At 45.3% G+C, this 26421-nt stretch carries 23 protein-coding genes; 8 read left to right on the top strand and 15 right to left on the bottom strand.

Translation table 11 applies throughout. From position 1 onward, the window contains the following. The first annotated feature begins 86 nt into the window (after positions 1-86). Together H171_RS01475 and H171_RS01470 are read left to right on the top strand one after the other, a co-directional pair. Positions 87-2669: a cation-translocating P-type ATPase gene (locus H171_RS01475; RefSeq protein WP_100303558.1), complete on the top strand. Its 2583-nt coding sequence runs from the start codon at positions 87-89 to the stop codon at positions 2667-2669. 137 nt (positions 2670-2806) lie between these two features. Then, positions 2807-3226 (top strand): YjdF family protein, encoded by a 420-nt coding sequence (locus tag H171_RS01470; RefSeq protein ID WP_100303557.1) that lies wholly within the window; start codon positions 2807-2809, stop codon positions 3224-3226. 90 nt (positions 3227-3316) lie between these two features. On the opposite strand, the gene H171_RS01465 is transcribed toward H171_RS01470, so the two are convergent. The 4 genes from H171_RS01465 to H171_RS24480 form a co-directional block, all read right to left on the bottom strand. Beyond that, positions 3317-3904, bottom strand: a complete 588-nt coding sequence (locus H171_RS01465) for a helix-turn-helix domain-containing protein (protein WP_100303556.1) — start codon at positions 3902-3904, stop codon at positions 3317-3319. A gap of 21 nt (positions 3905-3925) precedes the next feature. After that, positions 3926-4267 carry a GIY-YIG nuclease family protein gene (locus H171_RS01460; protein WP_100303555.1) on the bottom strand — a complete coding sequence of 114 codons (342 nt, stop codon included), beginning with the start codon at positions 4265-4267 and terminating at the stop codon, positions 3926-3928. A 101-nt stretch (positions 4268-4368) separates the two neighbouring features. Then, positions 4369-4818, bottom strand: a complete 450-nt coding sequence (locus tag H171_RS01455; protein ID WP_100307381.1) for a GNAT family N-acetyltransferase — start codon at positions 4816-4818, stop codon at positions 4369-4371. Between the two features lie 183 nt (positions 4819-5001). Continuing rightward, on the bottom strand, positions 5002-7440 hold the full coding sequence (locus H171_RS24480) for a LysM peptidoglycan-binding domain-containing protein (protein ID WP_242976829.1): 2439 nt from the start codon (positions 7438-7440) through the stop codon (positions 5002-5004). 139 nt (positions 7441-7579) lie between these two features. Here H171_RS24480 and H171_RS01415 point away from each other — a divergent pair, with 139 nt between their 5' ends. Together H171_RS01415 and H171_RS01410 are read left to right on the top strand one after the other, a co-directional pair. After that, positions 7580-7771 (top strand): HD-GYP domain-containing protein, encoded by a 192-nt coding sequence (locus H171_RS01415; protein WP_207655166.1) that lies wholly within the window; start codon positions 7580-7582, stop codon positions 7769-7771. Between the two features lie 66 nt (positions 7772-7837). After that, entirely contained in the window at positions 7838-9229 is a 1392-nt protein-coding gene (locus H171_RS01410) for an FAD-binding oxidoreductase (protein ID WP_100303554.1), read from the top strand. A 47-nt stretch (positions 9230-9276) separates the two neighbouring features. On the opposite strand, the gene H171_RS01405 is transcribed toward H171_RS01410, so the two are convergent. Next, entirely contained in the window at positions 9277-9732 is a 456-nt protein-coding gene (locus H171_RS01405; protein WP_100307377.1) for a MarR family winged helix-turn-helix transcriptional regulator, read from the bottom strand. 42 nt (positions 9733-9774) lie between these two features. Continuing rightward, entirely contained in the window at positions 9775-10320 is a 546-nt protein-coding gene (locus tag H171_RS01400; protein ID WP_100303553.1) for a glutathione peroxidase, read from the bottom strand. A gap of 284 nt (positions 10321-10604) precedes the next feature. Here H171_RS01400 and H171_RS01395 point away from each other — a divergent pair, with 284 nt between their 5' ends. From H171_RS01395 to H171_RS01385, 3 genes are all read left to right on the top strand, one after another. Next, positions 10605-13055: an FAD-dependent oxidoreductase gene (locus H171_RS01395; RefSeq protein ID WP_100303552.1), complete on the top strand. Its 2451-nt coding sequence runs from the start codon at positions 10605-10607 to the stop codon at positions 13053-13055. 491 nt (positions 13056-13546) lie between these two features. Then, on the top strand, positions 13547-14011 hold the full coding sequence (locus tag H171_RS01390; protein ID WP_100303551.1) for a helix-turn-helix domain-containing protein: 465 nt from the start codon (positions 13547-13549) through the stop codon (positions 14009-14011). A 54-nt stretch (positions 14012-14065) separates the two neighbouring features. Then, positions 14066-14419: a DUF4180 domain-containing protein gene (locus tag H171_RS01385; protein WP_100303550.1), complete on the top strand. Its 354-nt coding sequence runs from the start codon at positions 14066-14068 to the stop codon at positions 14417-14419. Positions 14420-14516: 97 nt separating this feature from the next. Here H171_RS01385 and H171_RS01380 read toward each other — a convergent pair whose 3' ends face one another. Both H171_RS01380 and H171_RS01375 read right to left on the bottom strand, forming a co-directional pair. Next, positions 14517-15164 (bottom strand): cytidylate kinase-like family protein, encoded by a 648-nt coding sequence (locus tag H171_RS01380; RefSeq protein ID WP_100303549.1) that lies wholly within the window; start codon positions 15162-15164, stop codon positions 14517-14519. A gap of 76 nt (positions 15165-15240) precedes the next feature. Next, positions 15241-16536 (bottom strand): galactokinase, encoded by a 1296-nt coding sequence (locus H171_RS01375; RefSeq protein ID WP_100303548.1) that lies wholly within the window; start codon positions 16534-16536, stop codon positions 15241-15243. 342 nt (positions 16537-16878) lie between these two features. On the opposite strand from H171_RS01375, the gene H171_RS01370 reads away from it, so the two are divergent. Beyond that, on the top strand, positions 16879-17823 hold the full coding sequence (locus tag H171_RS01370; protein WP_100307376.1) for a TIGR01212 family radical SAM protein: 945 nt from the start codon (positions 16879-16881) through the stop codon (positions 17821-17823). 2 nt (positions 17824-17825) lie between these two features. Here the strand turns inward: H171_RS01370 and H171_RS01365 are convergent, their stop codons facing one another. From H171_RS01365 to H171_RS01340, 7 genes are all read right to left on the bottom strand, one after another. Next, a complete protein-coding gene (locus tag H171_RS01365) occupies positions 17826-19004 on the bottom strand; it encodes a CapA family protein (protein ID WP_100303547.1) in 1179 nt (392 codons plus the stop codon). 400 nt (positions 19005-19404) lie between these two features. Then, positions 19405-19566: a putative holin-like toxin gene (locus H171_RS24945; protein ID WP_408645654.1), complete on the bottom strand. Its 162-nt coding sequence runs from the start codon at positions 19564-19566 to the stop codon at positions 19405-19407. A 32-nt stretch (positions 19567-19598) separates the two neighbouring features. Further along, complete coding sequence (locus tag H171_RS01360) at positions 19599-21677, bottom strand: DUF5054 domain-containing protein (RefSeq protein ID WP_100303546.1); 2079 nt, start codon at positions 21675-21677, stop codon at positions 19599-19601. Further along, entirely contained in the window at positions 21664-22935 is a 1272-nt protein-coding gene (locus tag H171_RS01355; RefSeq protein ID WP_100303545.1) for a CehA/McbA family metallohydrolase, read from the bottom strand. Before H171_RS01355 ends, H171_RS01360 begins: the two co-directional genes overlap by 14 nt. A 12-nt stretch (positions 22936-22947) precedes the next feature. Next, entirely contained in the window at positions 22948-23850 is a 903-nt protein-coding gene (locus tag H171_RS01350; RefSeq protein WP_242976827.1) for a carbohydrate ABC transporter permease, read from the bottom strand. Continuing rightward, the gene (locus tag H171_RS01345; protein WP_100303544.1) at positions 23831-24730 is read right to left on the bottom strand and encodes an ABC transporter permease subunit; all 900 of its coding nucleotides are present in this window, start codon (positions 24728-24730) and stop codon (positions 23831-23833) included. Before H171_RS01345 ends, H171_RS01350 begins: the two co-directional genes overlap by 20 nt. Before the next feature lie 33 nt (positions 24731-24763). Then, a complete protein-coding gene (locus H171_RS01340) occupies positions 24764-26236 on the bottom strand; it encodes an ABC transporter substrate-binding protein (RefSeq protein ID WP_100303543.1) in 1473 nt (490 codons plus the stop codon). Positions 26237-26421: the final 185 nt, after the last annotated feature.

The following is a 26421-nucleotide window of genomic DNA, read 5'->3' as shown; positions in this document are numbered from 1 at the left end:
ACACAAAAATGGAACAGAGACCCCGAAAATGGAGTGCCATAGAGCTATCAAACGAACGCCGAAAGGCTAAAACGGAGGTAACTTTTATGACAAACAACAAAGGTCACATGGCAGGTTTGACATCTGCCGAAGCAAAGCGATTGCAGGAGCAATATGGCAAAAACGAATTGACACCGCAGAAAATGGAGAACTTTTTTAAGAAGGTCTTTCACATCATCTGTGAGCCGATGTTTTTGCTGCTGATTGTTGCTGCAATCATCTATTTTATTCTGGGTGAGCCCAGAGACGGTGCCATCATGCTTGTTTTTGTAGTGGGTGTCATCAGCATTGATGTTATACAGGAATGGAAAACAGACAAAACGCTTCATGCGCTGAAGGATTTATCAGCTCCTCATGTGACAGTAATCCGCGATGGCAGTGAACAGATCATTGCCAGTGTTGATCTTGTTCCCGGCGACTTAATGATGATCTGTGAGGGCGTCAAAATCCCAGCAGACGGTATAATAGTTAAGTGCAACGACTTATGCGTAGATGAATCCTCCCTCACCGGGGAAGCTGAGGGTGTTTGGAAATTATGTGCGGATGAATCTTCCTTTATCTGCGAAGCTGAGGGTGTTTGGAAGTTTTCAGCAGATCAGGCTGATTCCGCTGATGACTACTGGCGCCGGGACTATTGTTATGCAGGTACCCTGGTCACCCAGGGCACGGCTACTGTTTGTGTCGATAAAATCGGTGCTGCTACGGAATACGGTAAAATCGGTGCAAATGTGGCTGCTGCTCCTAATGAAGATACTCCTTTGCAAAAGCAAACCCGCAGTCTTGTTAAGCTATGCGCGGGAATCGCTGCAGTCTTGTTTGCCCTTGTAACGATATTTACATGGTTTAATATTCCGGACCATACGTTTCACGACCGGTTGATTCAAAGCATTCTATCCGGCATTACCCTTGCCATGGCAATGATACCAGAGGAATTTCCGGTTATTCTTACCGTTTTTCTTTCTATGGGCGCATGGAGGCTTGCAAAAAAGCAGTCTTTGGTGCGTAAGCTGCCTTCCGTAGAAACCTTGGGTGCGGTATCAGTCCTTTGCGTAGATAAAACCGGTACCATTACCATGAATCAAATGACAGTGCAGGATGTGTGGGCACTGGATGGAAATGATTATGCATTATGTGAAACCATGGGACTTGGCTGTGAAACAGACGTTTATGATCCCATGGAAAAAGCCATGCTATTCCACTGCGGCAATCTTGGCATCACCAGGGAACATCTTTTTAACGGAGAACTGGTCAGCGAGTACACGTTTACCAATGAGCTGAAAATGATGGGTCATATCTGGTGCAGAAACGGTGAGTTGGTCATTGCAGCGAAAGGTTCCCCTGAACGGATTCTGACCATTTGTAGCCTCAGGGATGAAGAAAGAGAAACCGTTGACAATAAAATCAGGGAAATGTCCACGGAAGGTCTTCGTGTCATTGCAGTCGCTGCTGCCAAACTCCAAAGTGAGGCAGATATACCAGCCGAGATCACCGGCTGCTCCTTGACGCTTCGGGGCTTGATCGGGCTTGCCGATCCTCCCCGGGAAAGTGTGAAAGCAGACATTGCGGTCTGCAGCAAGGCCGGTATTCGTGTAGTGATGATTACAGGTGACAATGGCATTACCGCTTCTTCCATCGCCAAGAAAATCAATATGCCTGACAGCGATCATATTATTACAGGCGATATGCTTAACGAAATGAGTGATGAAGAACTTCGTGTTAAGGTAAAAGATGTTTCGATCTTCTCCCGTGTTGTACCGGAACACAAAATGCGGATTGTTAAGGCATTTAAGGAAAACGGCGAGATCGTAGCCATGACAGGTGATGGAGTGAATGATGCTCCTGCAATGAAATACGCCGATATTGGGATTGCTATGGGAAAGAGAGGCAGCGAAGTCTCACGGGAAGCCGCCGGCCTGATCCTGATGGATGACAACTTTACCACGATTGTAGAGACCGTAAAGGACGGCAGACGGATTTATGATAACATCCGCAAGGCGGTAGGCTATGTATTTACCATCCACATCCCGATAGCATTTGCTTCCCTCCTTGCCCCTATGCTTGGCATCGGGCCCACTGCGCTTTTACTGATGCCGCTGCATGTTGTGCTGATGGAACTGTTAATAGACCCAACCTGCTCCATTGTACTGGAACGGCAGCCTGCCGAAATGGATATCATGAACCGAAAACCACGTGATCCGAAAGAAAAGATGCTCACTCCGGCCCTTCTCTTTAAAAGCGTCCTGCAGGGCCTGATTATATTTGCCGTTTCATTCGGCACCTATTATACCTTACTTGACGGAAATGAAGCAAACGCACCCACAGCCCGAGCCATGGGGCTTACCATCATCATGCTCTCCAATCTGTTCCTGGTACAGGTAAACAGCTCAGATCACGATTTTGCAGTGCAGTCCTTAAAACGTCTTGCAAAAGACAAGGTGATGTGGGCCGCGATCTTTGGTACATTTACAATGCTGGGGATCATTTTGTATTCTCCATTAAATACGTTTTTAAAGCTGGCCCCGCTGTCTGCTGCCATGCTTTTCGCAGCTATTGGTATAGCTGCATTTGCTGTATTCTGGTATGAAGCAGTAAAGCTGATAAAAAAGATGCAAAAATATGATGTAACATAAAACCATAAGTGTTAAAATATACAATGCAAAGATAAAAACACAGTTCCGGTTGGTAGTCCGGACGCAGTGAAAGCTGTCAGTAACCTGCCTCCTTGGTTGTCCGTTCTTTGTAAGGCATTTAAAAGGAGGATATAATTATGAGAAAGACTGGTTCCAGGCTGACTGTATTCTTTGAGGAGCCCTTTTGGGTAGGCATCTGTGAGCGTGAATTTGAAGGCAGATATGAAGCTTGCAAAATCACCTTTGGAGCAGAACCAAAGGACTACGAAATCTACGATTTCATACTCAAAAACTATAACAGGCTGCGGTTTAGTCCATCTCTGGAAGCATCACCAATGACTGTACGGCATATCAATCCCAAGAGAATGCAGAGAGACATTGAAAAGCATCTGCAAAACAACGGGGTTGGAACAAAGGCCCAGCAGGCGTTGAAGCTTCAACAGGAGCAGTTAAAATTGGAACGCAAATCCCATTCCCGTGAACAGCGGGAAGCTGAGAAAGAACGCCAATTTGAACTGCGGCAGGAAAAACGCAAAGAAAAGCACAGGGGGCATTGAGCCTCCCTGTGCTTTTCTTTTGCATCTGCTGGTAACGATATACGGTTTAAACGGCACGCTTTCGGAGCTGCCGCTGTCCGCTATGACTACTTACTTTAACAATTGGTACCGTAATCCATAATCCGTACTGTACCATATCAGCATTCCATGTTCTCTTTTGGAAATGCGAACATTTAAATTCCATTCTGGATATTGCTTGATGATCCGGAGACGGTCGCCTGAAGCCAAAGCCACAAAGGAAATGTAATGCTCTTTATCCATTGGGTGCTCACTGGTGATATACCAGTCATCTTCTACCAGGTGTACGGTCAGCCTTTCGCCTTCTTCAGCTTTTTTCAACGTCTGGGCTGCTAATTTTTTGCCGCAGCATGAGACTTCCGCCTCTCCCGTGCAGAGCGTTATATTCTGACATGTGGGACAAACGAAATATTTTGTATTTTTCATATTACCTCCTGCAAAATTGTTGGGAGTCATATCACCGGCCAGTAAATTCATAATCTCAATCCCTAAAATACGGGAAAGCTCCGGTATAAGAGAAATATCTGGCAGACCCAGGCCCCTCTCCCACTTGGAAATAGTTTTATCGCTAAGGTTCATTTTATCCGCAAGTTCCCTTTGTGTCATACGGAGTTCCTGACGTAAGGTGCGGATTATGCTGCCTACTCTGCTGTTTTCCATGCTTTACCTCCATATCAGGAATTAAGGATCCTGGTTTTGATTCTTTTCCAGCCATAATTCCAAAAGTGTATTCACATCGTCAGAAAATTCACGATCCGTCTGTGTTTCATTTCTTTCTATTTCCTCGATAACTTCAAAAGAAAATCCGGATGCCCCGGACTCCTTCCACGCATTCATCATACTTGGTTCAGGACATGAATCCGTTGAAACAAAAAATTGGAACCGGTTTTTTGCCCCCTGCATATCTTCAGTTGCCCGAAGCCACACTTCATCCCTGTCCTTGCATTTAATACAATATACGCCCCCGACTATTCTTCTATTTTGATACTGCTCTTTCAGAGCTTTCCTTGAAGACTTATCCATTTTGTTTCACCATCTTTCTTAAATTCAGAGTTTCTTCTCCGCATATCATTGTAGATGTTCGTCGTGGGGTTTTCAATCTACGCTTCGTAGAGTTTCTTTTATTAAAATTTCTTCATCACGTAATTTGTCAAAATGACGCCTTTTCGTTCCACCTGCTGTTCCTTGATAACCCTATATCCGCGGGATTCAAAAAACGGCTTCGAAGTTATGGAAGCATGTGTTGTCACCGGACCGGCAGGGAAATCAGCTTCCAGCCGATTACAAAGGGCGGTTGCAATCCCCTGCCCCTGATAGTCCTTATGGATATAGAGGCGGTCAAGATAACCGGTATTATCCATATCTCCAAATCCTACGATCATACCGTTTTTCACGGCTACAAGCGTATGATGCTCTAAAAATGAACGGTCCCAGGCTTCCCTGTCAATATCTTTTGATGACCACGCATCAAGCTGTTCCTTTGTATAGTCTCTGGAGCATATTTTATGGACCGTATCATAAAATAATTCTGCCATTTCCTCAATATCCCTTGAATGATATTCCCTTATTGTCATTTTCTCTCCCAATTTATTCAGCTCCTTTGTTATGATTAGACGTCCGCAGTATCAAAAGGAGCAGCAGCAGTCTTAAGGGTATTTTACCACAAATAATTTTAGTCTGCTATCCGTAAGAAAAAAAGAGGGTATCCCAAAAGAAATTCATTGACTTTTGAGACACCCTCGTTTATTTAATTTTTACTATCTGAAAAACTGCATGAACTGCTGTACGATCCCCTGTGTCATGACATCGGCCATTTCCAGGGCTCCTCTCTCAATGTCCGCAAATATCTCTACGCTGTCTTCATAATTCTGTGTAAGAATATCATTAGCTTCTGTTTTTGTCATTGCAAGGTGATTATAAAGCATTTCCTGCCAGTCATCGACCGACCAATTTGGATTGATATTGGAAAGGAACGTTGCAATCTGATCAGCATTTTCATACCAGCGTTTTTCTGCATCGGAGGCAGCATCAACATTGCCTTCCTTTGCCGCTATAACAAGTTCATTGGCAATAGTAAGGTGAGTTGTCAGCAGCTCTGCAAATTTTGCAGCTGTATCCTGCCCATAAAACGATACCAATACTTCTTCGAAATCCATAGGATTCTGCAGAAGTCGATCTGTTGTAATCTTCAAACTCGGAAGATCAAAAGCAATGCCTTCAATAACCATTCTAGTCCAGTATACATGCTGTAACCATAAAAGTCTCAAATAGTTAGATACGTTTTGTTCTGCTTCGCTGATACACGCGGTGATAGGGGGTTGAGGCTGCGGCATCGGCATTGGCTGCGGAGTCGGCATTGGCTGCGGAGTCGGCATTGGCTGCGGGGTCGGCATTGGCTGCGGGGTCGGCATTGGCTGCGGGGTCGGCATTGGCTGCGGGGTCGGCATTGGCTGCGGAGTCGGCATTGGCTGCGGAGTCGGCATTGGCTGCGGCAACGGCATCGGCTGCGGAGTCGGGCAGATTGGTTGCTGCCTCTGTCCAAATGGGATACAAATCACCTGACCAACAAACAGATTGGTAGGATTAAGACCTGGATTTACAGACATGATCGCTTCAACCGTAGTCTGAAAACGTTGTGCAATAATCCAAAGGGTATCATTAGCCTCTATGATATAAGAATGTAATCCTCCTGGGCAGAGATTCTCGATGCGTCCCCTTCTTCGTTCTTCTTCTGGGCGTTCCATCCTACCTTCTTCCTCAGTGCGTCCCCTTCTTCGATCTTCCTCCATGCGTTCCCTTCTACGCTCTTCTTCCGTGCGTTCCTCTCTCCGTCCTTCTTCATTGCGTGGCCGGTTTTGTGGTCTTTCAGGCATAGCGCATTCTGCTGACCGAGGAATGCAGATTACCTGGCCAACATACAGATTACCTGGAGTTATACCCGGGTTAGACTCCATAATTGCTTCTACTGTAGTGTAATGGTGCTGTGAAATAAGCCATAAGGTATCACCGGCCTGAACTGTATAGGGATGTAAACCTTCCGGACATCTGGTCCTTATGTTTCTGCGCCTCCGGTCTTCCTCTATAAAAGATTGAGACATAGGCTGATTCATAGGCTGGGTCTGGGGTTGGGTCATAGGCTGAGTCTGGGGCTGTGTCTGAGGCTGGGTCTGCGGCTGGGTCTGCGGCTGGGTCTGCGGCTGAGTCTGCGGCTGAGTCTGGGGTCCAGTCATCGGCTGAGCTTGTGAAGGCATATTACGCTTTCCGCCCGCCTGTGGAATACAGATAACCTGACCAATAAACAGGCGATTCGGATTTATACCCGGATTCGCCTCCATAATTTCGTCAATGGTTATGGAATGACGCCGCGAAATAAGCCACAGGTTATCTCCGGCTTGAATTGTATAGGATTGCATCGTTCCTGAACAATTATTCATGCCGCTTTCCGGAACAGATGTCTGTGGCTGAGTCTGGGTCCTGCGCTGAGGCTGAGTCATTGGACCAGTCATCGGCTGGGTCTGGGGACCTGTCATCGGCTGAGTCTGAGGTCCGGTCATCGGCTGGGTCTGAGGTCCGGTCATCGGCTGGGTCTGAGGTCCGGTCATCGGCTGGGTCTGAGGTCCTGTCATCGGCTGGGTCTGAGGTCCGGTCATCGGCTGGGTCTGAGGTCCGGTCATCGGCTGGGTCCGGGGCTGAGTCATCGGCTGGGTCTGAGGTCCGGTCATCGGCTGGGTCTGAGGTCCGGTCATCGGCTGGGTCTGGGGTCCTGTCATCGGCTGGGTCTGGGGTCCTGTCATCGGCTGGGTCTGGGGTCCTGTCATTGGCTGGGTCTGGGGTCCGGTCATCGGCTGGGTCTGGGGTCCTGTCATCGGTTGTGTCTGGGGACCGGTCATCGGCTGGGTCTGGGGACCTGTCATTGGCTGGGTCCGGGGCTGAGTCATCGGCTGGGTCTGGGGTCCGGTCATCGGCTGGGTCCGGGGCCCCGCCTGTGATGGCATATTGCGGTTCCTGCTTCCTTGGGGAACGCAGATCACCTGCCCAACCATCAGATTATTGGGGGTTATTCCAGGATTTACAACCATAATTTCCTCTACGGTAGTACGAAAGCGCTGTGAAATAAGCCATAGTGTATCACCGGATTGAATCGTGTAGGAGAGCAATCCTTCAGGGCAAGGAGTCATAAGATTACTGCCTTTCAATTAAGCAATTTTCCATATTTTATGATTTATAAATCAAAATAGTACCTGTCAGCCCATAAAAAATATATTTTTGTAAAATATTGACAAAACTAACGCCGGAAAAGCTTCTGCCAATAAAATTCAGATAAATGATGACGCCATGAAACTTATGCTACCACTGTTATGCCGCATACTGGCAGTTGCCGATGCATTAGATGCCATGACAAGCAACCTGGCTTACCGCAAGGCTATGGACAGCCTGGATGCAATGGAAGAAATCAGACGCTATTCCGGAACACAATTTGACCCAGAAATCGCAAAATTGTTTCTGGAGCTTAACAAAATTTACTGATAAGCTGTGTCCGAACCAAATGTCCTCCTTTTTAATAACATGTTATTAGGAAAGGAGGCAATCCTCATGAACACCTGTAATTTTAACGGGCTTACCGGTCGTGTTGTAACTCCAGACGACCCTTGTTATCATGAACTAAGACAAGTATATAACAGAGCAGTCCAAAAATTCCCCCTGGCCATTGTCTACTGTCAGAACCAGGAAGATGTCAGCAATGCTGTTTTGTGGTCCCGAAGAAACCATATCTGCCTGCGGATCCGAAACGGAGGCCATAACTATGAAGGCTACTCCACTGGAGATGATATACTTGACATTGATTTAAGTGAAATGAACCAGCTTGCCATAAATGAAAACGCCCATTTACTTCACGTTCAGGGAGGCGTAACTAACAAACAGCTATACGAATTCGTCTCATCAAAAGGTTACCCCTTCCCTGGCGGGACCTGCCCCACGGTTGGGGTAGGCGGATATGCCTTAGGCGGAGGCTTCGGACTCTCCTGCCGCTACTTTGGACTTGGCTGCGACAATCTTTTAGAAATCCGTATGGTCAATTACGAAGGCTGCATTATAAATGCCAACTCACAGGAAAACTCCGATTTATTTTGGGCCTGCCGGGGAGCGGGGGGAGGAAACTTTGGCGTAATCGTTTCCATGACATTCCGCCTTCCTCATAAGGTAAATAAAGTTACACTCATAGACATAAGATATCCCCATGCAGACCAGGAAAAGCAGTCCTTGTTTCTTCTGACCTGGCAGGACTGGCTAAAGGATGCCGATCAGAGAGTAACCTTGATCTCAAGGATTTACAATGACCTAATGGAAGGACTTGCAATTATCGCAAGAGGTATTTTTTACGGTCCTCCTGAAGTAGCCCTGGGAATCATTGCTCCCCTCCTTGAGCTTGGAGGTGTAAAATACAGTTTAAAATACGTGACCTTCCTGGAAGCTGTTACAATTATCGGGGACTTTTATCCTCCCTATGAAAAGTTCAAATCAGCAAGCCGTTTCGCTGTTCGGGACTTTAGCAGCTGCGAAAGCTATAACATTGCCGGGCTTATAAAAGAACGGGCTGAAGGCTCCGTTTATGCCAGCATCTCCTTTTATGCCCTGGGAGGCAGGGTGGCGGAGGTGGATGTGGATGAAACCGCATTTTTCTACCGCGATGCTCACTTTATTGTCTGGCTTGATACCGTATTTGAAGACCATAGATGCCAAAATGCCGCCTGGATAGCTGATAGATTCAGCTATTTGAAATCAGTTACCGACGGTGCTTATGTGAATTTCCCCTATGCATGCCTTCCCTGCTATCTTGAAGAATATTATGGTACCCATGTCTGCAGATTAAAAAAGGTAAAGGAGAAATATGATCCGCTCAACATTTTTACCTTTCCTCAGGGGATCGGCGAATTTTATAACATGGACTTTACAGCTTCTAATTGCTGTAACCTTTCCTGGTAAACCTTTTATATGGCAAAGGCATGAACGCAAAAGCACCCTCGCGCAAATCAGGATTCACGCGGGGGTGCTTTTGTTGGGTCGGTCTGGCCTAAAATCTGGTACAGAAGCCGGTATAAGGTTTTGAACTCCTCTTTATTTACAGGAACACATCGGGAGATCCGGTCAGGGATGGTTACAGCCTGGTCTTTTAGCCGCTCTCCCTTTTCCGTCAATTCAACGATCACACTTCTCTCGTCTTCCTTGGCACGGCTCCGTTTGAGCAGGCCGGCACCTTCCATCTTTTTTAACAAAGGGGTCAGGGTGCCGCTGTCCAGATACAAAAGCTCTCCCATTTTCTTTATAGTGACCTGCTTTCTCTCCCATAAAACCATCATAGCGATATACTGGGTATAGGTAAGACCAATCTCATCAAGAAATGGTTTATACCATTTGATAATCTCACGGGAGCAGGCATAAAGCGGAAAACAAAGCTGGTTCTCCAATTTTAATTTATCATAGTCCATATCTTCAATCCTCTCTCCCATTGCGATCCTTGGCACATATTTTTATAATAAACTCTTTACAACCTCTTTTACATACTTCATATCTGCGGTAGGCTCAAAGCGCCTGACCACGTTTCCCTGGCGATCTACAAGGAATTTAGTGAAATTCCACTTAATATCCGGTTCATTTTTATAATTGGGATTAAGCGTTTCAAACTTCTGTTCCAGGCGGGAAGTCAGCTCGTGTCCCGGATCAAAGCCTTCAAAGCCCTTTTCATTCACCAGGTATCGGTACAGAGGAATCGCATTCTCTCCATTTACATCAATCTTTGCAAACTGGGGAAAGGTGACTCCAAAGCGTCCGGTACAAAAGGAATGAATTTCATCGTTATCGCCAGGCGCCTGGTTTCCAAACTGGTTACAGGGAAAATCAAGAATCTCAAATCCTTTGACACCATACTCGTCATACATGGCCTGAAGGTCCGTGTACTGGGGAGTGAACCCACAAACAGTTGCCGTATTGACGATGAGTAACACTTTGCCTGCAAAATCGGATAAAGGTTTCTCTGTGCCATCCATCTCTTTCACTGTAAAATCATAAACAGACATTTCATGGTCCTCCTTCTTAATATTATGCAAAATTATATTTATTAAAATCATTTTTATCATAAAACTTTATTCGGCGTTTGTCAATAGTTTTGCAAAATTTAATTGTACAAAATTAAAAATCTGCAGGTTACTCTGATTAATGCGGCCAATAAAATGAATGATCTTTATCACGGGACAATGACTGTTATGTGACTCAATCACAGACAGCTTTTAATTTATTGTTTATACTTAACGAAACAACATGTGACCATTCGTTATTTTAAAAATATAGCAGGAGGCATATTATGAAGAAAATTGTAATTATCGGCGGAGTAGCCGGAGGAGCCAGCTGTGCAGCCAGGCTGCGCAGGCTTGACGAGGAGGCAAACATCATTATGTTTGAGCGGGGGGAATACATTTCCTACGCCAACTGCGGCCTTCCTTATCATGTAGGAGATGTGATTAAATCCAGAGATGCATTGCTGCTGCAGTCGCCGGAAGCTATGAAAAAGAAATATAATATTGATGTCAGAGTAAAAAATGAAGTCACCTCCATTGACCGGGAAAATAAAAAAATTACGGTCCGCAGGCTGGATTCCGGGGAAACTTATGAGGAAACCTATGACACCTTAGTCATTTCTACCGGTTCTTCACCGGTCCGCCCACCCATTCCGGGAATCGGGTCTACCCGTATCCAGACTCTCTGGACGGTTCCTGATACAGACCGCATTCGCGCTCTGATTAAAGAAAACAAAATTAAAACAGCCGCTGTCATCGGGGGAGGCTTTATTGGCCTTGAAATGGCTGAAAACCTCCGTCACGCAGGTCTTTCTGTTTCCCTCATTGAGATGCTTGATCAGGTTATGACACCTGTAGATTACGAAATGGCTCAGCTGCTCCACGAGCACATCCTGCAAAATGGGGTAGACCTCCATCTGAATGACGGAGTAGCTGCGTTTGAAGATGAGGATGGATCTGTGGCCATTACTTTAAAAAGCGGAAAAACCATCTCCGCGGAACTGGTCATCCTTTCCATCGGTGTACGGCCCAACAGTGAACTGGCAAAGGCAGCCGGCCTTTCCGTCAATGAACGCGGCGGTATTGTGGTAGATGAATATTTAAAGACTTCGGATCCGGATATCTATGCCGTAGGCGATGTGATTCAGGTGGATGACCTTATATTCCAGGAACCGGCTATGGTCCCCCTTGCAGGACCTGCCAACAAACAGGGACGTATTGCAGCCAACAATATTGCAGGAGCTCAGGAAACCTATAAAAAAACCCAGGGAACATCTGTTGCAAAAGTATTTGATTTAGCTGTGGCTTCCACCGGTGCAAATGAAAAGGCTCTGATCAAGAGGGGCCTTCTAAAGGGAAGGGATTATGAAAGCATCATCATTACCCAGAATTCCCATGCAGGCTATTATCCCGGCGCCGTGCCCATAACTCTGAAGCTTCTTTTCTCCGCCGATGGTAAAAAGATATTCGGAGCACAGATCGTGGGCCGCGACGGAGTTGATAAACGGATCGATACTCTGGCGGTGGCCATCCGCCTTGGTGCAGGAATCTCTGAATTAAAGAGCCTGGAGCTTGCTTATGCTCCTCCTTTCTCCTCAGCAAAGGATCCGGTCAACATGGCGGGCTTTGTGGCTGAAAACCTGATTACAGGAAAGGTTGCATTTTCATCCTGGGATGCTGTGGAACAAAACCCGGAGACCGTACTGCTTGATGTCAGAGAGGATGCAGAGCTAATGGCCTTTTCCCTGCCAAATGCAAAGCATATTCCTTTGGGGCAGTTAAGAAACCGTTTAAAGGAGCTGGATCCTTCCAGGAAAATCATCGTCTTCTGTGCCATTGGAGTCCGGGCCTACAATGCTGTCCGCCTTCTGATGCAGAACGGATTTCATAATGTCAAGCTTTATCCCGGCGGCGCCAGATTCTATCAGTCGACCCATTATACGGCTGAAGGGGTTATTCCTACTGAACAAACCGTTTATTCCGACAGCGGCCAGATGGAAACGAAAAATATCCCCACCTCCGCCATGCGTTTAGACTGCAGCGGCATGCAGTGCCCCGGTCCCATCATGAAGGTGTTTGAAACCATGAAGGAGATGCCGGACGGAGCAGTTATGGAGGTGTCTGCCTCTGATCCTGGTTTTACCCGGGACATCGGCGCCTGGTGCAGGCGTACCGGAAATGAGCTTATGGCCTGTGAACTCCGCGGAAAGGATTACGTTGCCCTGGTAAAGAAAGGAACTCCGGCTGCTCCTGAAAAAACAGAAGCAGCCGAAGGAAAGACCATCATCGTATTTTCCGGTGACCTTGACAAGGTTTTGGCAAGCTTTATCATCGCTAATGGCGCTGCGGCCATGGGCAGACCTGTTACCATGTTCTTTACCTTCTGGGGATTGACGGCATTAAGAAAGGCAGAAAAACAGCCGGTCCGCAAATCACCGGTGGAATCCATGTTTGGATTTATGCTTCCCAGGGGCAGTAAAAAATTAAAATTATCAAAAATGAATATGGGCGGAATGGGAACCGCTATGATGAAAAAGATCATGAACGATAAAAATGTGGATTCACTGGAAACCCTGATCCAGAAGGCCATGAAATCCGGAGTAAAAATTGTTGCCTGCACCATGAGCATGGATGTCATGGGAATCCGGCCCGAGGAATTGATCAACGGAGTGGAACTTGGAGGCGTAGGCGCTTATCTGGGGGATGCGGAAGAATCCAATGTAAATTTATTTATTTAGGAAAGATTGCTATGGAATAGATACAGTCTGAAAATGATGAGATTAGTTAATAGGCGGGTCCGGGTTATGTACGGGTACCCGCTTATTGTTTTTTTAATAAAGTACTCCTTTCATCTGGTCTGCATGGTAAGTGAACTTAGGCAAATCTATCACGTCTCCAATTGTATGTGAATCCATTTCTCTTTAATTTACAATTCATAATGTGATCAATGACTGATTATCTTTACAGTTCTTGCATCTTCATATGCTTCATAAATAAGGCGAGCGCAGACACAACAAAAGCGATTCTATGATATATATGCACGGCAGCTTTGGGATTGGAGGTTCTTAATGTCTGGGTTTCCATGGAACTTACAACCCGAGGGAATATGGATCAGCCTATCATATTTAAGATAATAAAAAACGCTTGAAACAAACACTTGACACATTCCCTATTATACCTTATTATTACTCTTGTAAAGTATTTTAAGGAATGATAAGGAGCGATTGACATGAGAGAGAAATATTATTCAGTAGAACAAATATCAGAAATGCTTAATATCCACCCAAAAACAATCCAGCGCTACATCAGGGAAGGAAAGCTGAGAGCAGGAAAGATCGGAAAAAGCTGGAGAGTGACCGGACATGACTTAAGTGTTTTTATGGAAAGCACAAAAATACCAAGTGGAAAGGAAACCAGCCATTCTATTAATAAATCCGACTATGAAATAAAGGTATCTTCCGTAATTGATATCGATGTCGAGGGAATGGATGATGCCATTCGTATTATGAATACTGTTACTGCCGCGCTGAATACTAATCTTCCGGAATATGGCCATCCGACCATGCATGCACAATTTCTGGAATCAGAATGCAAAGTTCGTGTCACCATATGGGGGAACATCCAATTCGCACAGGCAATCATTCAGTTAATTATGGACTTGGTTGAGACGATTAAACAGGAGGATTATGAATGAAACCCATACAAAATTAGACAGTTCCATTTCTAGAGAAAGAAGGATTTAGATGAGATGAATATAAAAACAATAAGAAACCAGAATATTGTAATTCTTAACAAGGACGAAAAGATATCCACTGCTCAAGATATACTTGATATAATGGCTTCGTCCCAATACCAATGTAATTGCATCGGCATGATCCTGTATAAAGAAAGCCTTGATGAAAGCTTCTTTGATCTTAAAACAGGTTTAGCAGGGGAAATCCTGCAGAAATTTTCAAACTACCGTTTTAAGCTTGCAATCATAGGGGATTTTTCAGACTATACCAGCAAAAGTCTAAGGGATTTTATTTATGAATGCAACAAAGGAAACCAGATTTACTTTAAGAATGGCTTAGATAGCGCCTTGTCGGCACTGGTACCGTAAAAATCCAAGAACGTTAAAACTGGTTCCATGATATACCGTTAAACATGGAAACGGCGGCTTTGAAATCACAATCAAAGCCGCCGTTTTATGCGTTCCTTTATAACTCAATTCCTCTAAGCTTAATATAATCCTTAATCAGCTTCGCGGTCTGCTCTAAGTCAATGCTGCTGGTATTGATAATCAGATCATAATTGTTCCAATTTTCCCAGTTTTCACCGGTATAGTAGCGGTAATACTCCTTCCGCTCCCGGTTAATCTTCTTTACCCGCTTTGCCGCTTCCTTCTCATCAACCTTATCCACTTCCATGGTACGCTTGATGAGGGTTTCCGTGTCTGCATAAACAAAGATTTTCACCAGGCCCGGAAATTCTTCCTTTTCACGGCCTAAGATGTAATCTCCGCACCGTCCGGCTATAATGCAGGACTCTTCCGATGCCAGCTCTTTAATGACCTGGGACTGGAAACGGAACAGATTCTCCGGTTTCACAATGTCCGAATCCGTTGAGGGTTTCCCAAGCTGTGGCTTTAAGCCGCTTACGATTTTATAAAGCAGATTACTTCCCGCCTTTTCATCTGCCAGACGGAAAAATACCTCTCCAACGGCACTTTGCTCCGAAGTTATGGACAAAATCTCTTCATCATAAAAATGAATTCCCAGCTCCTCTGCAAGGGCTTTTCCCACGATTCGGCCGCCGCTGCCGTACTGCCTTCCTATGGTGATGACCAGATTTTTCTTTTCTTTCATAATGCCTCCTTCTGCCCACGTTCTTATCAACGTTTCTTAATCATATTTTACTCCATTTTGGCAGAATTTACAATTATTATTGATTGATTATCTCATTAAAGCAGATGGCTCCATATGGCCTGATGCTCATTCGGTAAGCATTGCCCTCTCCCATGGCTTTCTCGATATAGGAAATATATTCATCTACCAGCTCATTAGGCAGCATGGTCATGATGACACCGGCAAATCCGCCTCCATGTATTCTGCATGCACCTGTATTTTTCTCTGCCAGGAAAAGTTCCGTAAGAGCCAGGGCAATGGTGATACCCTGCTCCTGGAAGCTGGTGTTGGTAAAGCAGTTCTGCAGCCATTTCCAGGAGGAATTTCCAGATTCGGTAATTTTCTTTAAAAAGTCCTCAAACCGGTTTTCTTTTAAAGCTGCTACTTCTGCTTCTACTCTCTTATTCTCTTCAAAGAAATGGAGGGCGCGAAGGACAGAACGGTCACCGGCAAAATCCCTGATTTCCTGTAAATTGTCAATAACCTCTTTTTCTGTGATTTCAGCGCAGACTTCTTTTCCGAAAAATTCTGCAACCTTTTTCATTTCTGCCGGAACTGAGGAATAATCTGCGCTCAAATCCGCATGACCTTTTCCTGTATTGACAATAATTAGGCTGTGATTCTTTGAGCCAAAATCAAAATCAATCTTCTCTACGACCGGAACTGCCGGGTCCTTAAAATCAATGGTAATAAGTCCCCCTACAGCACATGCCATCTGGTCCAAAAGGCCGGAAGCCTTGTCCCAGTATACATTTTCAGAAAACTTGCCGATATGGGCATATGCCACAGCATCCATGGTGCTATTATTAAAGAATGTATTTATAATAGAACAAAGCAGCATCTCAAAGGAAGCAGAGGAGCTGACACCTGCCGCACTGATTACATTACTGGTTACGCAGGCATCAAAACCGCCGATCTCATACCCATCCTCTAAGAAGCCCTTTAAAAGACCTTTTACCAGGTCAATGGTTCCTGCCTTCTTATCGCTTGGAGCCAAGTCATCCAGATCGATCTCAAAGCTCTGGTTATAAGTTTCACTGATTATATTTACTTTTCTGCTGTTGTTTTTTGCTGCTACTCCTACACAATCCAGATTAATACTTCCAGCCAGCACCTTTCCGTGGTTATGATCGGTATGGTTTCCGCTGATCTCCGTGCGCCCTGGCGAGGAAAACAGCATCACATCATCCTCCGGAAATTTCTTCTGGAAGTTTCTTATAAGGCTCTGATAACGTTCAATGTTCTCCCTGACAGCCTCTTTTCCATATAAAGCAGTCATAAGCTTTTCTGACTCTTTAGACTCCAGCAGCTGAATCGTATCACTTATCTTCATCTCACTTGCTCTCCTTTTCCGATTTACTGCCCACGCTTTTGGGCTGGGCACACCCTATTTATATAGTAACCTGGAAGGTTTCCCCCATTCATTGACAAAGCATTGTCATTGCTACGAGTATATCATAAATGCCAAAGATTTCACAATATAATATTTTACGAAAACCTATAAAATAATTTGACAGGTCATCCGGGGGACCCGTATAATGAAACAAACAAAAATAAATGCGAAGGAAGCACCCTGTGAGCATACCTTTATGCCCAAAAAGCATGGGCGGAAAAGAGGAAACACCCTGCGGGCATACCTTTATGCCCAAAAAGCATGGGCAGAAAAGAGGAAACCATGTTCTGGAACGAAAAACCTTATCATTCCCTGGATTATGAAATGAAGAAACAATACGGACAAAAAGTCTATAAACTGGCTCTTGACGGCGGCATGACCTGTCCTAACCGGGATGGGACCCTGGGAACCGGAGGATGCATCTTCTGCAGCGGCGGGGGATCAGGAGAATTTGCGGAATCCCTGAACCTCCATTCCTCTGTCACGGAACAGATAGAATCTGCCCGCAAAAGGATCCAGAATAAAATAAAGACCGAAGAAGGCCGTTTCATCGCTTATTTTCAGTCTTATACCAACACCTACGCTCCCGTATCCTATCTGGAAGAGCTGTTTACCCAGGCCATCTTCCATCCGGATGTGGCGGTCCTCTCCATTGCCACCCGCCCCGACTGCCTTCCGCCTGATGTCATAAATCTGTTAAAAAAACTTAATAATATAAAGCCTGTCTGGGTGGAACTGGGGCTTCAGACCATCCATGAGTCCACAGCAGATCATATCCGCAGAGGATATCCCCTTCATACATTCTATGAAGCCTACCAGAATTTAAAAGAAGCCGGTCTTACGGTTATCGCTCATGTCATTTTAGGGCTTCCTGGAGAAACCAGAGATATGATATTGGAAACTGTAAACTATCTGGGTCATCTGGGAGAACATGGAATCGACGGAATTAAGCTTCAGCTTCTTCATGTGTTAAAAGGAACTGATCTTGCCGCAGAATATGATAAAGGCCTGGTTCCTGTCTATACCCTGGAAGAATATACTGACCTGGTGATTGACTGCATCGCCCTCCTTCCGCCCGAGGTGGTCATACACCGGATCAGCGGAGACGGGCCGAAAAAGCTTCTTCTTTCGCCTTTATGGAGCGGCAATAAAAAGCTGGTCCTCGGCACTCTGGCTAAACGGCTAAAAGAACGAGGCATCCGCCAGAGTGACAGATACCTCGTCTGAGTTTAATTGTTATTATTGTGGATAACGCCGTTTTCATCAACTGATACGTCAAAGGATATGCTCTGGAAATACTGATAAAATTCCCGGATCCCGTCTTCCTGGGTCAGCATCCTGGTATATCCTGCCTTTGATGTCCCCGGGACTAAGGACAAGGTGGTGCTTCCCTGGGCAAAATCCACCTGCGCCCGTATAAGGGCTGTCTTTGGAATACTGCTTCCAAAGATGAAATTGCCAAGGCTGTAGCAGATAGGCTTACCGTTGTAATATTCAATTCCCTGAAGAACATGGGGATGGCTTCCCATCACTAAGTCCGCCCCTGCGTCGATGATCTGCTTTCCTAAAGCCCTCTGATATTCCTGGGGCTTCTCATCCCGCTCCACTCCCCAATGGACGTAAACCACCAGATAATCACAGCTTTCTTTCGCCTTTTTTATTTCTTCCAAAAGGATGGTAGGATCATAACCACTTACCATGCCTGGTTTTTTGCTGTTCGCCACCCAGTTGGGATCGGGATAAACCCTGGACGCTCCCAGAAAGCCTATGGCCTTTCCATTCACTTCGATCTTCTCAAGCTGTTTGGCGCGGTTCATATCAGGGCCTGCCCCTACGTACTTAATACCGGCTCCATCCAGAGCCGCGCAGGTATCCACAAGGGCATCTGTTCCATAATCAAGGGAATGGTTATTGGCCAGGGTAACGATGTCAACTCCGATTTCATTCATCAGGGTAACCTTGGAAGGCGGCAGACGGAATGTAAACTGTTTGTCAGGCGCCGCAGAGCCCCTGTCACTGAAAGGAAACTCCTGGTTGGCCATAAAGATATCTGCACTGCTGATTTCATTCCGGTATCCTTCGTCCAGGACCCCATTCATGCTTCCCGACTTATCATAAGCCATCATAACATGACTAGATAGTAATATATCGCCTGCAAAGAGGAGCTGAACGGCTGATTTTTGCTCTGTTTCTTCCTCAATTGGAGCGGTTTCTTCCTGAGGCTGGGATTCTTCCACCGTCAGGACTTCCGTTTCCTCTGATGCCTCAGGCTCTGACTGGGCCAGGTTTTCTCGTGGAACGGCCTCTATACCTTTCCATTCACTTACCCCGATCCACCCTACAAGCAAAACAAACAGTACTATGGGTAGGAAAATCAAAATCTTCATCAGCCCATTTTTTTTCTTCATCTACTCCTCCTGATTGTTGACTATTTCCACATGGGTTTTCATTTTCCATAACTTTTTCCACAAAAACCATGGGTTTTTCCATAACTTTTCTTTCATATTTCTTTGGATTATATTCCATTTTTTTATCTTACACTGGTTCCATAGATTTGTCAAATATTCCCTTTTACTTGCATGTCTGAATGGTAGAAACTTTTTATATATTCTCTAGTCGATTGAAATTTCATGAAACCTGTTTTCCATATTGAGTTTTTAAATTTATAGCTTTATATTAGTTTCCTATCGTTTAGAAAGAACTGACAGAAGCAAGTGTATTTAAGGAAAATGTTGGAAGTTGGAAGAGAGTCAAAAAATAACTTAAAAAAAGCACTCACTCCAAAAGTGGATGCTCTCGGTTATTGGCTTAAAATGTCCTTACGGACACCGCCCATCCCGTGTGCTGACAGGATGGGCATTTTTTTTTCTTGTTTCTCTTATCGAGAAAGGTGAGAACCGCTATCGTCAGGACTCCAAAGGATATTAGTAAAGCTAATATTCCAATGAATGTCGAAATAATTTCGTACACCAAAGGATATTAAGAAAGCGCCACACCTTATTTTATTCCTTATTTTGAACACTTAATACATACCGGAACCTGCAGTTATCCTGGCACCACATGGAAAAATTTGTTCCCCATTTATTGTTAAACAGGCAATAGGAAAATCCCTTTTTCATATCCGGAAGCTCCAGGCAGCCGCCATACAGCCGCCTTCCTCCCACACTTACCAAAGGAGAATCAGGATTCTGTATTTCTATGGTCCCATCTGCCCCGTCATAGACCAGCTTTTCCATGCAGTGCTGCCTCCGGTTTCCTCCTTTTACCACCTCCAGGGGTGAGATTTCCTGATCCATGATCTTCATTTTCCAAAGATAAGGGTTTTCAACATCAAAATTGAAATCAAACCAAAGGGCTTCCGGCATTTTGTTGGCATCTTTATTTTCCCACCAAAGATCGCACAATAACTCTTCTCCAAACGTGTAGGTGATCCATGCCCGTTCCGGGCACCCGTATTCACTTACAGCCGCCGGATTCCCTGCTAGACTGATCCTCACCCCGTTATCAGACCTTCTCATCCGCCGCACTCCAAAGGTATAATTCCTGTTCGTAAGTCCCTCCACAGTTTCCAGTCCGGGCTTTGAAAAATCTGCTTCTGACCAGGCCATATTTTCCTTAAATGCATGATTGTACTCATAATATTCCGATACCGTATCCATAGCTCCATAGATTTCATAAGAAAAACGGCCAAAGCAGCCTGACTGGATCCAGACCTTTCCCTCTTTTTCCAGGTATACCACTGAGCCGCTTCCATCAAATGCTGCTTTCCAGTCCTGTATGGAAACGATTTCAAACGGATGGACCTCCCCTCCCTCTACCCATGTTTCCGTTTCTGCAGCCGGGTCCCATACAAGCACCTGCCTGGCTTCCTCTCTAAGTACCTCAGGCAGCAGCCGGACCGCTTCGCGTAAGTAGGTCCGCTGTTCCTCATAGGAGCTTTCGTATTGGTCATAGGTGCTCTCCATATGATCCACACCTTTCTCCTTATATATGGCATGTAAAAGAGCTGCATTTCTTTCCGTAAACATATCCTCCGTTACATGATTATCTTTTCTGGCTCTCTTAAAATCTTCTTTTTTCCAGTTTTTAAAATCAAAGAGGTGCTTCTTATAATCCAGCCCCCACGTATGTTCGCATATCATCAAAAGGTTTTCCATAAAACCATGGAATTCCGGCCCTTCATAATCAAACTTCCCCTGCTTTTTCCATTGATCCTTAAGGCCCAGAAGCCGTCTTAAGCCGCTGACCTTGACCGGATCCGAGGCGATGCCGTGAATCCAGGTGTCTCCGATTTCCTCTGTTATCACGGGAAGCTCTTCCCTTCTTTCCCAAAGCTTCCCGGCATAGGCATCCAAGGTGGAAGCCTCCACTGCTGCACCTGGATATTTCTTTTCCAATTCCTCTAATTGGCTTAAAACATCTTCCCTGGTGGGAAGGCCCAGATTATCTCCTAGAAAAACAAACTCCAGAACATCTTCCATCCCCTCCAAATAACATGTCGAGCCATAAACAGGAGAATACTGGACAAGAATCTCGCTGTTTCCTGACCGCCATACAAAGCTTGGGGGAACCATTGGATTCATGGATGAGGCATTTACTCCGATATGCAGATATCGTATCCCATGGCGTGCCATGATTGGTACCATGGCTTTCGTATGCCCTGGTACGTCAGTAAGTTTTGCAGCCATGGTCTTTCTTTCAAACTCTCTGTCCAGACTTTCTCCATAGCTTAAATTAAAATTCATCAGGTCAGCATCCATCAGTTCCGTATGAGTGGTAAAAGCCAGTCCATGCCAGCTGATATCTCCTCTCATCACGGCATCTTTGAGATTCTGTACTTCCGCCTGAGGAGCTTTTTTTAAATACCGGTCAATTAAGAATGCCCCTAAGGTCCAGATAAACCGTTTCCTTCCATCCTGGTTTAAGTCCGCGGCAAGCCTGATGGCTTCAGGAATAAAATCCTGGATATAGCTGGAAAGAACACGGTCAGCCAGATCCGTAAATCCCATATCAAAATGGGTCATGAAAACTACATGTACCCTTTTAATTGTTTCATTTGTCACTATTTCATTCTTTGTCATTTTTTTCACCTGTTATATAGTATGGATTGGAAAGGAGCACCGGAATATGAGGATACCCCTTTAGAAAACTCCGCCTGATTTCCGCCCTGAGATATCCGGCCTTTCCGGCAGTTCTTTGAATAGAAAGACGGCCCGGTCCACATGGGATTTCTTCCCTGCTATCCCGGGAAATCAGGAACAGGATATCGCCCTCGCGTAAGTTCCAGAAGGTAAACATGATTTCGCTTCCTTCCGGGATCTCATCTCCCAAAAGATCCTCTCCGGCCCATGTATCCATCATAGGACCTTCCGGAGATATGGTCAAAAAAGAATGCCCTTTTTTAAGTCCTTCTAATATATCCTCAGCAGAATTTGACAGGGCGTACACGCAGGTACAAGGAGAAGCAGGCATTCTTCCCGGTTCATATTTATGAAAATCGCTGCCCCCTGTTATTGGGATCCTTTTTCCTTCCTTAAGCCTTTCATCCCACCAGGCCAGGCAGGCCTGGTTGCTCTCCGTCATCAAGCCTCCGTTCCAAACCTCCACCCCGTCAAAGGGAACCTTCTCCATCCCCCACTGCCAGCCGCACCAGGGACAGAAGGGATGGTTTATCACCGTGAAAGCTCCGTTTTCCCTTGCTTCCTCTATGATTTCTGCGGTCCTTTCCAGAGAATTGGAAAGAAAGCTTTTATATGGGCGATTCCTTCCAAGCATTCCCATATGTCCCTTGTAATGGGTCCACTCCACTCCCGGAATCATGGTTACCAGGTCCGTAGAACGGAGCTGGTAATTGTGGGCATAATTGTTATGATCCGTAACAAACAGGAAATCCAGCCCTTCCCTTCCGGCTGCAAGGGCCAATTCTTCCGGAGTCATATTTCCGTCGGAACCGCTGGAATGAAGGTGGGTATCTCCCTTATATAGCCGCATGCCTTTTAGATGGAATGTGATCTTATATGTAATTGCCACTCCCTGTTCCTCTACTTTATAGGCTCCCAGAAGTATGCTCCATTGTCCCTGCTTTACAGGAACCGAAGCAAAACCGGCCATGCTCCTGTGAGCTGAAATAACGATACGGCTCCGGTCGGAACCGGACCAGCCGATCAATTCTCCCGTTTCATTTAACAGGCCGAAATCAATGATATTTCCGTTCCTGTCGTAGTCGTATGATAATTCCATGGCCTCTGCCTGATCCGGCACGAAAAACGGAACCTCTAAATACAGACCTTCTTCCTCTTTTAAGGCTATTCTTTGAAATGTGATTGTCTTTTCCTTCATATCAAAACTCCTTTAGCCCTTAACGGCCCCCATGTTTATGCCCTCCATCAGAAATCTCTGGGCAAACATATAGATGATCAGCAGCGGTATGGTAGAGATCACGATCGCCGCCATAATCGCGTTATCCGGAGTCGCCGCCGTTCCCGATGTGGAATCCACGGACATGATCATCTGCTTTAGCATCAGAGGAAGGGTATACTTTTTCTCATCCGTGATCAAGGTCGCCGGAAGCATGATGGAATTCCATCTGGCCACATACTCCATAAAGAACACAGTTGCAAATCCCGGAAGGGATATGGGCATATAAATGCTTCCAAATATTTTTAACTCTCCTGCCCCGTCCATTCTGGCTGATTCCGCAAGAGAATAAGGAACCGTTTCAAAGTAATTTCTCATCATCATAATGCTGAAACCGGATACCAGTCCGTTTAGAACCAATCCCTGATAAGTATTTAACAATGACAGCTGCTTATTGAGCTGATAAACGGATATTAAAGTTAAGTCTCCAGGCACCATCATGGTGAGCATGATGAAAGAGGAAATAAAATTTTTAAGAGGAAGGCTCTTTTGTATCAGAACATAGCCTGCAAGGGCTGATAAAAGAACCTGGATCACAGTACCCAAGGTGGTTATAAAAAAAGAATTTAGAAATGGCCTTGCCATTTTTGTCACCCGGAATACATAGAAAAAGCCTTCCACACTGAATGCTGTCCACCACAGCTTGATCCCGCTCTGTGAGGAATCAAGGGCTGTAGAGGTGGATACCACAAATACATTCCACATGGGAAGAAACATGGTAAGAAAGATGGCTGCTGTCAAAATCAAAAACAGTACTCTCCAGAAACCTGTTAAACCTTTTTTATCTAGATTATTCTTCATATCTCCGCCCTTTCCATCAGGAATAAATCTCATCATAATTCAACATCTTTCTGACCGCCGAGGTAATCAGCAGGGTTGCGAACAAAACAACGGTCGCGGCCGCCGTAGCGGTCCCCACATTAAACTGGATAATACCCTGTTCGTAAATTAAAACCAGCAGGTTTTTTACCTTATCACTGATGGAGGCATTCATCATAACAAAAATCTGGTCAAAGTTCCGCAGGATTCCCATGACTGACAACACTGCGACCACCTTCATGGTGGGCACGATGACCGGCAGAGTGATGTATCGGATCTGCTTGATTCTTGTAGCACCATCCATTCTTGCGGATTCATACAGGGCCGAATCGATTCCGACCATGGCGGCCAGGAACAGGGCCGCAAAATAACCGGCCCCTTTCCATGCACCTGTAAAAATCATGATCGACCTTGCGAAACGCCCCTCCGACATAAATACCATGGGAGAATAACTGGTTCCCATGAAAGCCCTCATAATGCCGTTTACCATGCCTGCAGGCGATAAAATGGAGATCCACAGACCTCCTACCACAGACCAGGACAGGAGGTACGGTATGTAAGTAACCGTCTGGAACAGGGATTTGGGCGCCTTACTTCTGATCTCATTCAGCAATACAGCTATTAAAAGCCCCCAGACAAACTGCAGGAGAAAGGTTCCGCCTCCTACTGTAAGGCTGTTAATAAACGCCTGTCTGTACTGCCTATCCCCAAAAATCTCCTTGTAATTGCTAAACCCTACTATCTCATAGCCACCTAAAAGCTTTACCTTCTGAAAGCTTTTTATGATTCCCAGTACCAGCGGATAATAGGAAAATACAAGAAAGTAGATGAGAACTGGTATCAGCAGCAGATAGATTTCCTTATACCGCAATATCCTTTTCTTAAGCTGTCCTTTCAAACCAATACCTCCTGTCTATTTTGGGGATTGCACTTACCGGTCAGTCACTTTCCGGTCAACAAGCTCTTTTCTCATGCCGCTAAGCCCATCCTGGGTGGAAACTTCTCCTTTGATGATCTTGATCCCCCATTTGCCTACGATTTCCTTGTAATCCGCTTCATTTGGAATGATCCTGTCAATGGTTGCATAGCTGCTGTAGCTTAGCGCCTCATCCACTCCGGGATTGAACCCGAAAATCGGCTTAAAATCCTTATAGATAGGGAATGGAGCGCCATGGTCATTGCCGTGCTGAGCCCCTGTTTCCGTCAATTCAAATGTTCCTTCTGTACCAGTATAATCATATCCTGAAATTCCGGTTGAAAGAAGATTTCCACCTTCCTGCGTTGCAAAATACTCCAATACCTTTATGGCTCCGTCAGGATTCTTTGCGTTAGCAGGAACTGCAAACAAACTGGCGCTTCCTTTGACCAGCATATAGCTTCCGTCAGGGTTCTTAAGACCAGGAAGAGAAACGATCTCAAAATCTTCAGGAGAAATTCCCCCTGCCTTAGCATTTGCATTATGTAAACCAACCCATGCCGCCCAGTCAACCGTCAGAGCCGTCTTCTGAGAGGATGCCCCCATTTTGGCTCTCATATCCTTTGTCTTATCTACAAAGGAGGATGGATCCAGCAGACCATCGTCATACAGCTTTTTAAACCACTCCCAAACAGGTGCAGCCCCATCTTCTGAGTATGGCGCAAACCGTTTCCCGGAATCGTCCAGAACCACTCCGTTCTTTAAACCCGCTGCCGCCATCCAGGGCTGCAGGTCATAGGTTTCAGATAAAATAGAATCAAAGGGATAAAAGTCCGGGTCCTGGCTGCTGTCCTTTAATTTTTTCATCACATCATAATATCCATCCATGGTAGGCTCGATCTTCTTATAATCGATTCCGGCCTTTTTAAGAAGTGCGTTGTTTAAGGCCACTACCCTGTGGATCTCCTTCTTGTTGAAACCGGCATAAATCTTACCGTCAATGGTGATATCCTTCCACTCTGCCGGATCCACATTGCCGGTGAGAATCTCCGAACCATTTACCCGGTCCGTAATATCCATTAAGGCTCCCTGAGCTACCAGATTGGCATACTGGCTGGCAGTGATATAAATCAGGTCATAGATCTCGCCGCCGCTTAATTTCTGCATCAGAACCTTGTCATAATCCGATGCCGGCTTTTCAAATTCCACCGTAAGGCCTGTAGCCTTTGAAAGAGCTTCTGCAAAAAGCTTCATTTCCGCTTCATCCTTGCCTCCCGTATTGGCTGTCATGATCTTTACGGAACCCCCTGCTTCTTTATCCGGCTGGCTGACTGCTTCTGTCTTACTTTCGTTTGTCTTACTTTCTTCTGTCTTACTTCCTTCTGTCTGGCTGGCTTTTGTGCTGGCGCTCTCCTGTTTTCCGCAGGCGCTTATGGAGCATACCATAAGTGCAGCCGCGAGCAGTGACATGACTCTTCTTTTTTTCATTTTTTCTCCTTTCAATCCAACGCTCTTTGGGACTACAAAATCATAGTATATTATATTTTTGATTTTGTAAACTATATTTACGCAACTTTTACATATATTTTAACTAAAATATATGTTTTATTTATTTATAATACCATATCACGCTTTTACTTTCAACTGTCTATTGGTATTTTGTTACTAAAATA

Source organism: [Clostridium] celerecrescens 18A, from assembly GCF_002797975.1.
GTDB lineage: Bacteria > Bacillota > Clostridia > Lachnospirales > Lachnospiraceae > Lacrimispora > Lacrimispora celerecrescens.
The sequence above is the reverse complement of the archived record's forward strand: the minus strand, read 5'-3'. Positions and strand labels throughout refer to the sequence as shown.

Coding starts and splice junctions, on each gene's coding strand:
- H171_RS01455 (WP_100307381.1), bottom strand. CDS start 4,818: ATGACAATAAGGGAATATCATTCAAGGGATATTGAGGAAATGGCAGAA.
- H171_RS01410 (WP_100303554.1), top strand. CDS start 7,838: ATGAACACCTGTAATTTTAACGGGCTTACCGGTCGTGTTGTAACTCCA.
- H171_RS01385 (WP_100303550.1), top strand. CDS start 14,066: ATGAATATAAAAACAATAAGAAACCAGAATATTGTAATTCTTAACAAG.
- H171_RS01470 (WP_100303557.1), top strand. CDS start 2,807: ATGAGAAAGACTGGTTCCAGGCTGACTGTATTCTTTGAGGAGCCCTTT.
- H171_RS01395 (WP_100303552.1), top strand. CDS start 10,605: ATGAAGAAAATTGTAATTATCGGCGGAGTAGCCGGAGGAGCCAGCTGT.
- H171_RS01340 (WP_100303543.1), bottom strand. CDS start 26,236: ATGAAAAAAAGAAGAGTCATGTCACTGCTCGCGGCTGCACTTATGGTA.
- H171_RS01350 (WP_242976827.1), bottom strand. CDS start 23,850: ATGATGAGATTTATTCCTGATGGAAAGGGCGGAGATATGAAGAATAAT.
- H171_RS01465 (WP_100303556.1), bottom strand. CDS start 3,904: ATGGAAAACAGCAGAGTAGGCAGCATAATCCGCACCTTACGTCAGGAA.
- H171_RS01475 (WP_100303558.1), top strand. CDS start 87: ATGACAAACAACAAAGGTCACATGGCAGGTTTGACATCTGCCGAAGCA.
- H171_RS01405 (WP_100307377.1), bottom strand. CDS start 9,732: ATGGACTATGATAAATTAAAATTGGAGAACCAGCTTTGTTTTCCGCTT.
- H171_RS01390 (WP_100303551.1), top strand. CDS start 13,547: ATGAGAGAGAAATATTATTCAGTAGAACAAATATCAGAAATGCTTAAT.
- H171_RS01380 (WP_100303549.1), bottom strand. CDS start 15,164: ATGAAAGAAAAGAAAAATCTGGTCATCACCATAGGAAGGCAGTACGGC.
- H171_RS01460 (WP_100303555.1), bottom strand. CDS start 4,267: ATGGATAAGTCTTCAAGGAAAGCTCTGAAAGAGCAGTATCAAAATAGA.
- H171_RS01370 (WP_100307376.1), top strand. CDS start 16,879: ATGTTCTGGAACGAAAAACCTTATCATTCCCTGGATTATGAAATGAAG.
- H171_RS01365 (WP_100303547.1), bottom strand. CDS start 19,004: ATGAAGAAAAAAAATGGGCTGATGAAGATTTTGATTTTCCTACCCATA.
- H171_RS01360 (WP_100303546.1), bottom strand. CDS start 21,677: ATGACAAAGAATGAAATAGTGACAAATGAAACAATTAAAAGGGTACAT.
- H171_RS01375 (WP_100303548.1), bottom strand. CDS start 16,536: ATGAAGATAAGTGATACGATTCAGCTGCTGGAGTCTAAAGAGTCAGAA.
- H171_RS01415 (WP_207655166.1), top strand. CDS start 7,580: ATGAAACTTATGCTACCACTGTTATGCCGCATACTGGCAGTTGCCGAT.
- H171_RS01400 (WP_100303553.1), bottom strand. CDS start 10,320: ATGTCTGTTTATGATTTTACAGTGAAAGAGATGGATGGCACAGAGAAA.
- H171_RS01355 (WP_100303545.1), bottom strand. CDS start 22,935: ATGAAGGAAAAGACAATCACATTTCAAAGAATAGCCTTAAAAGAGGAA.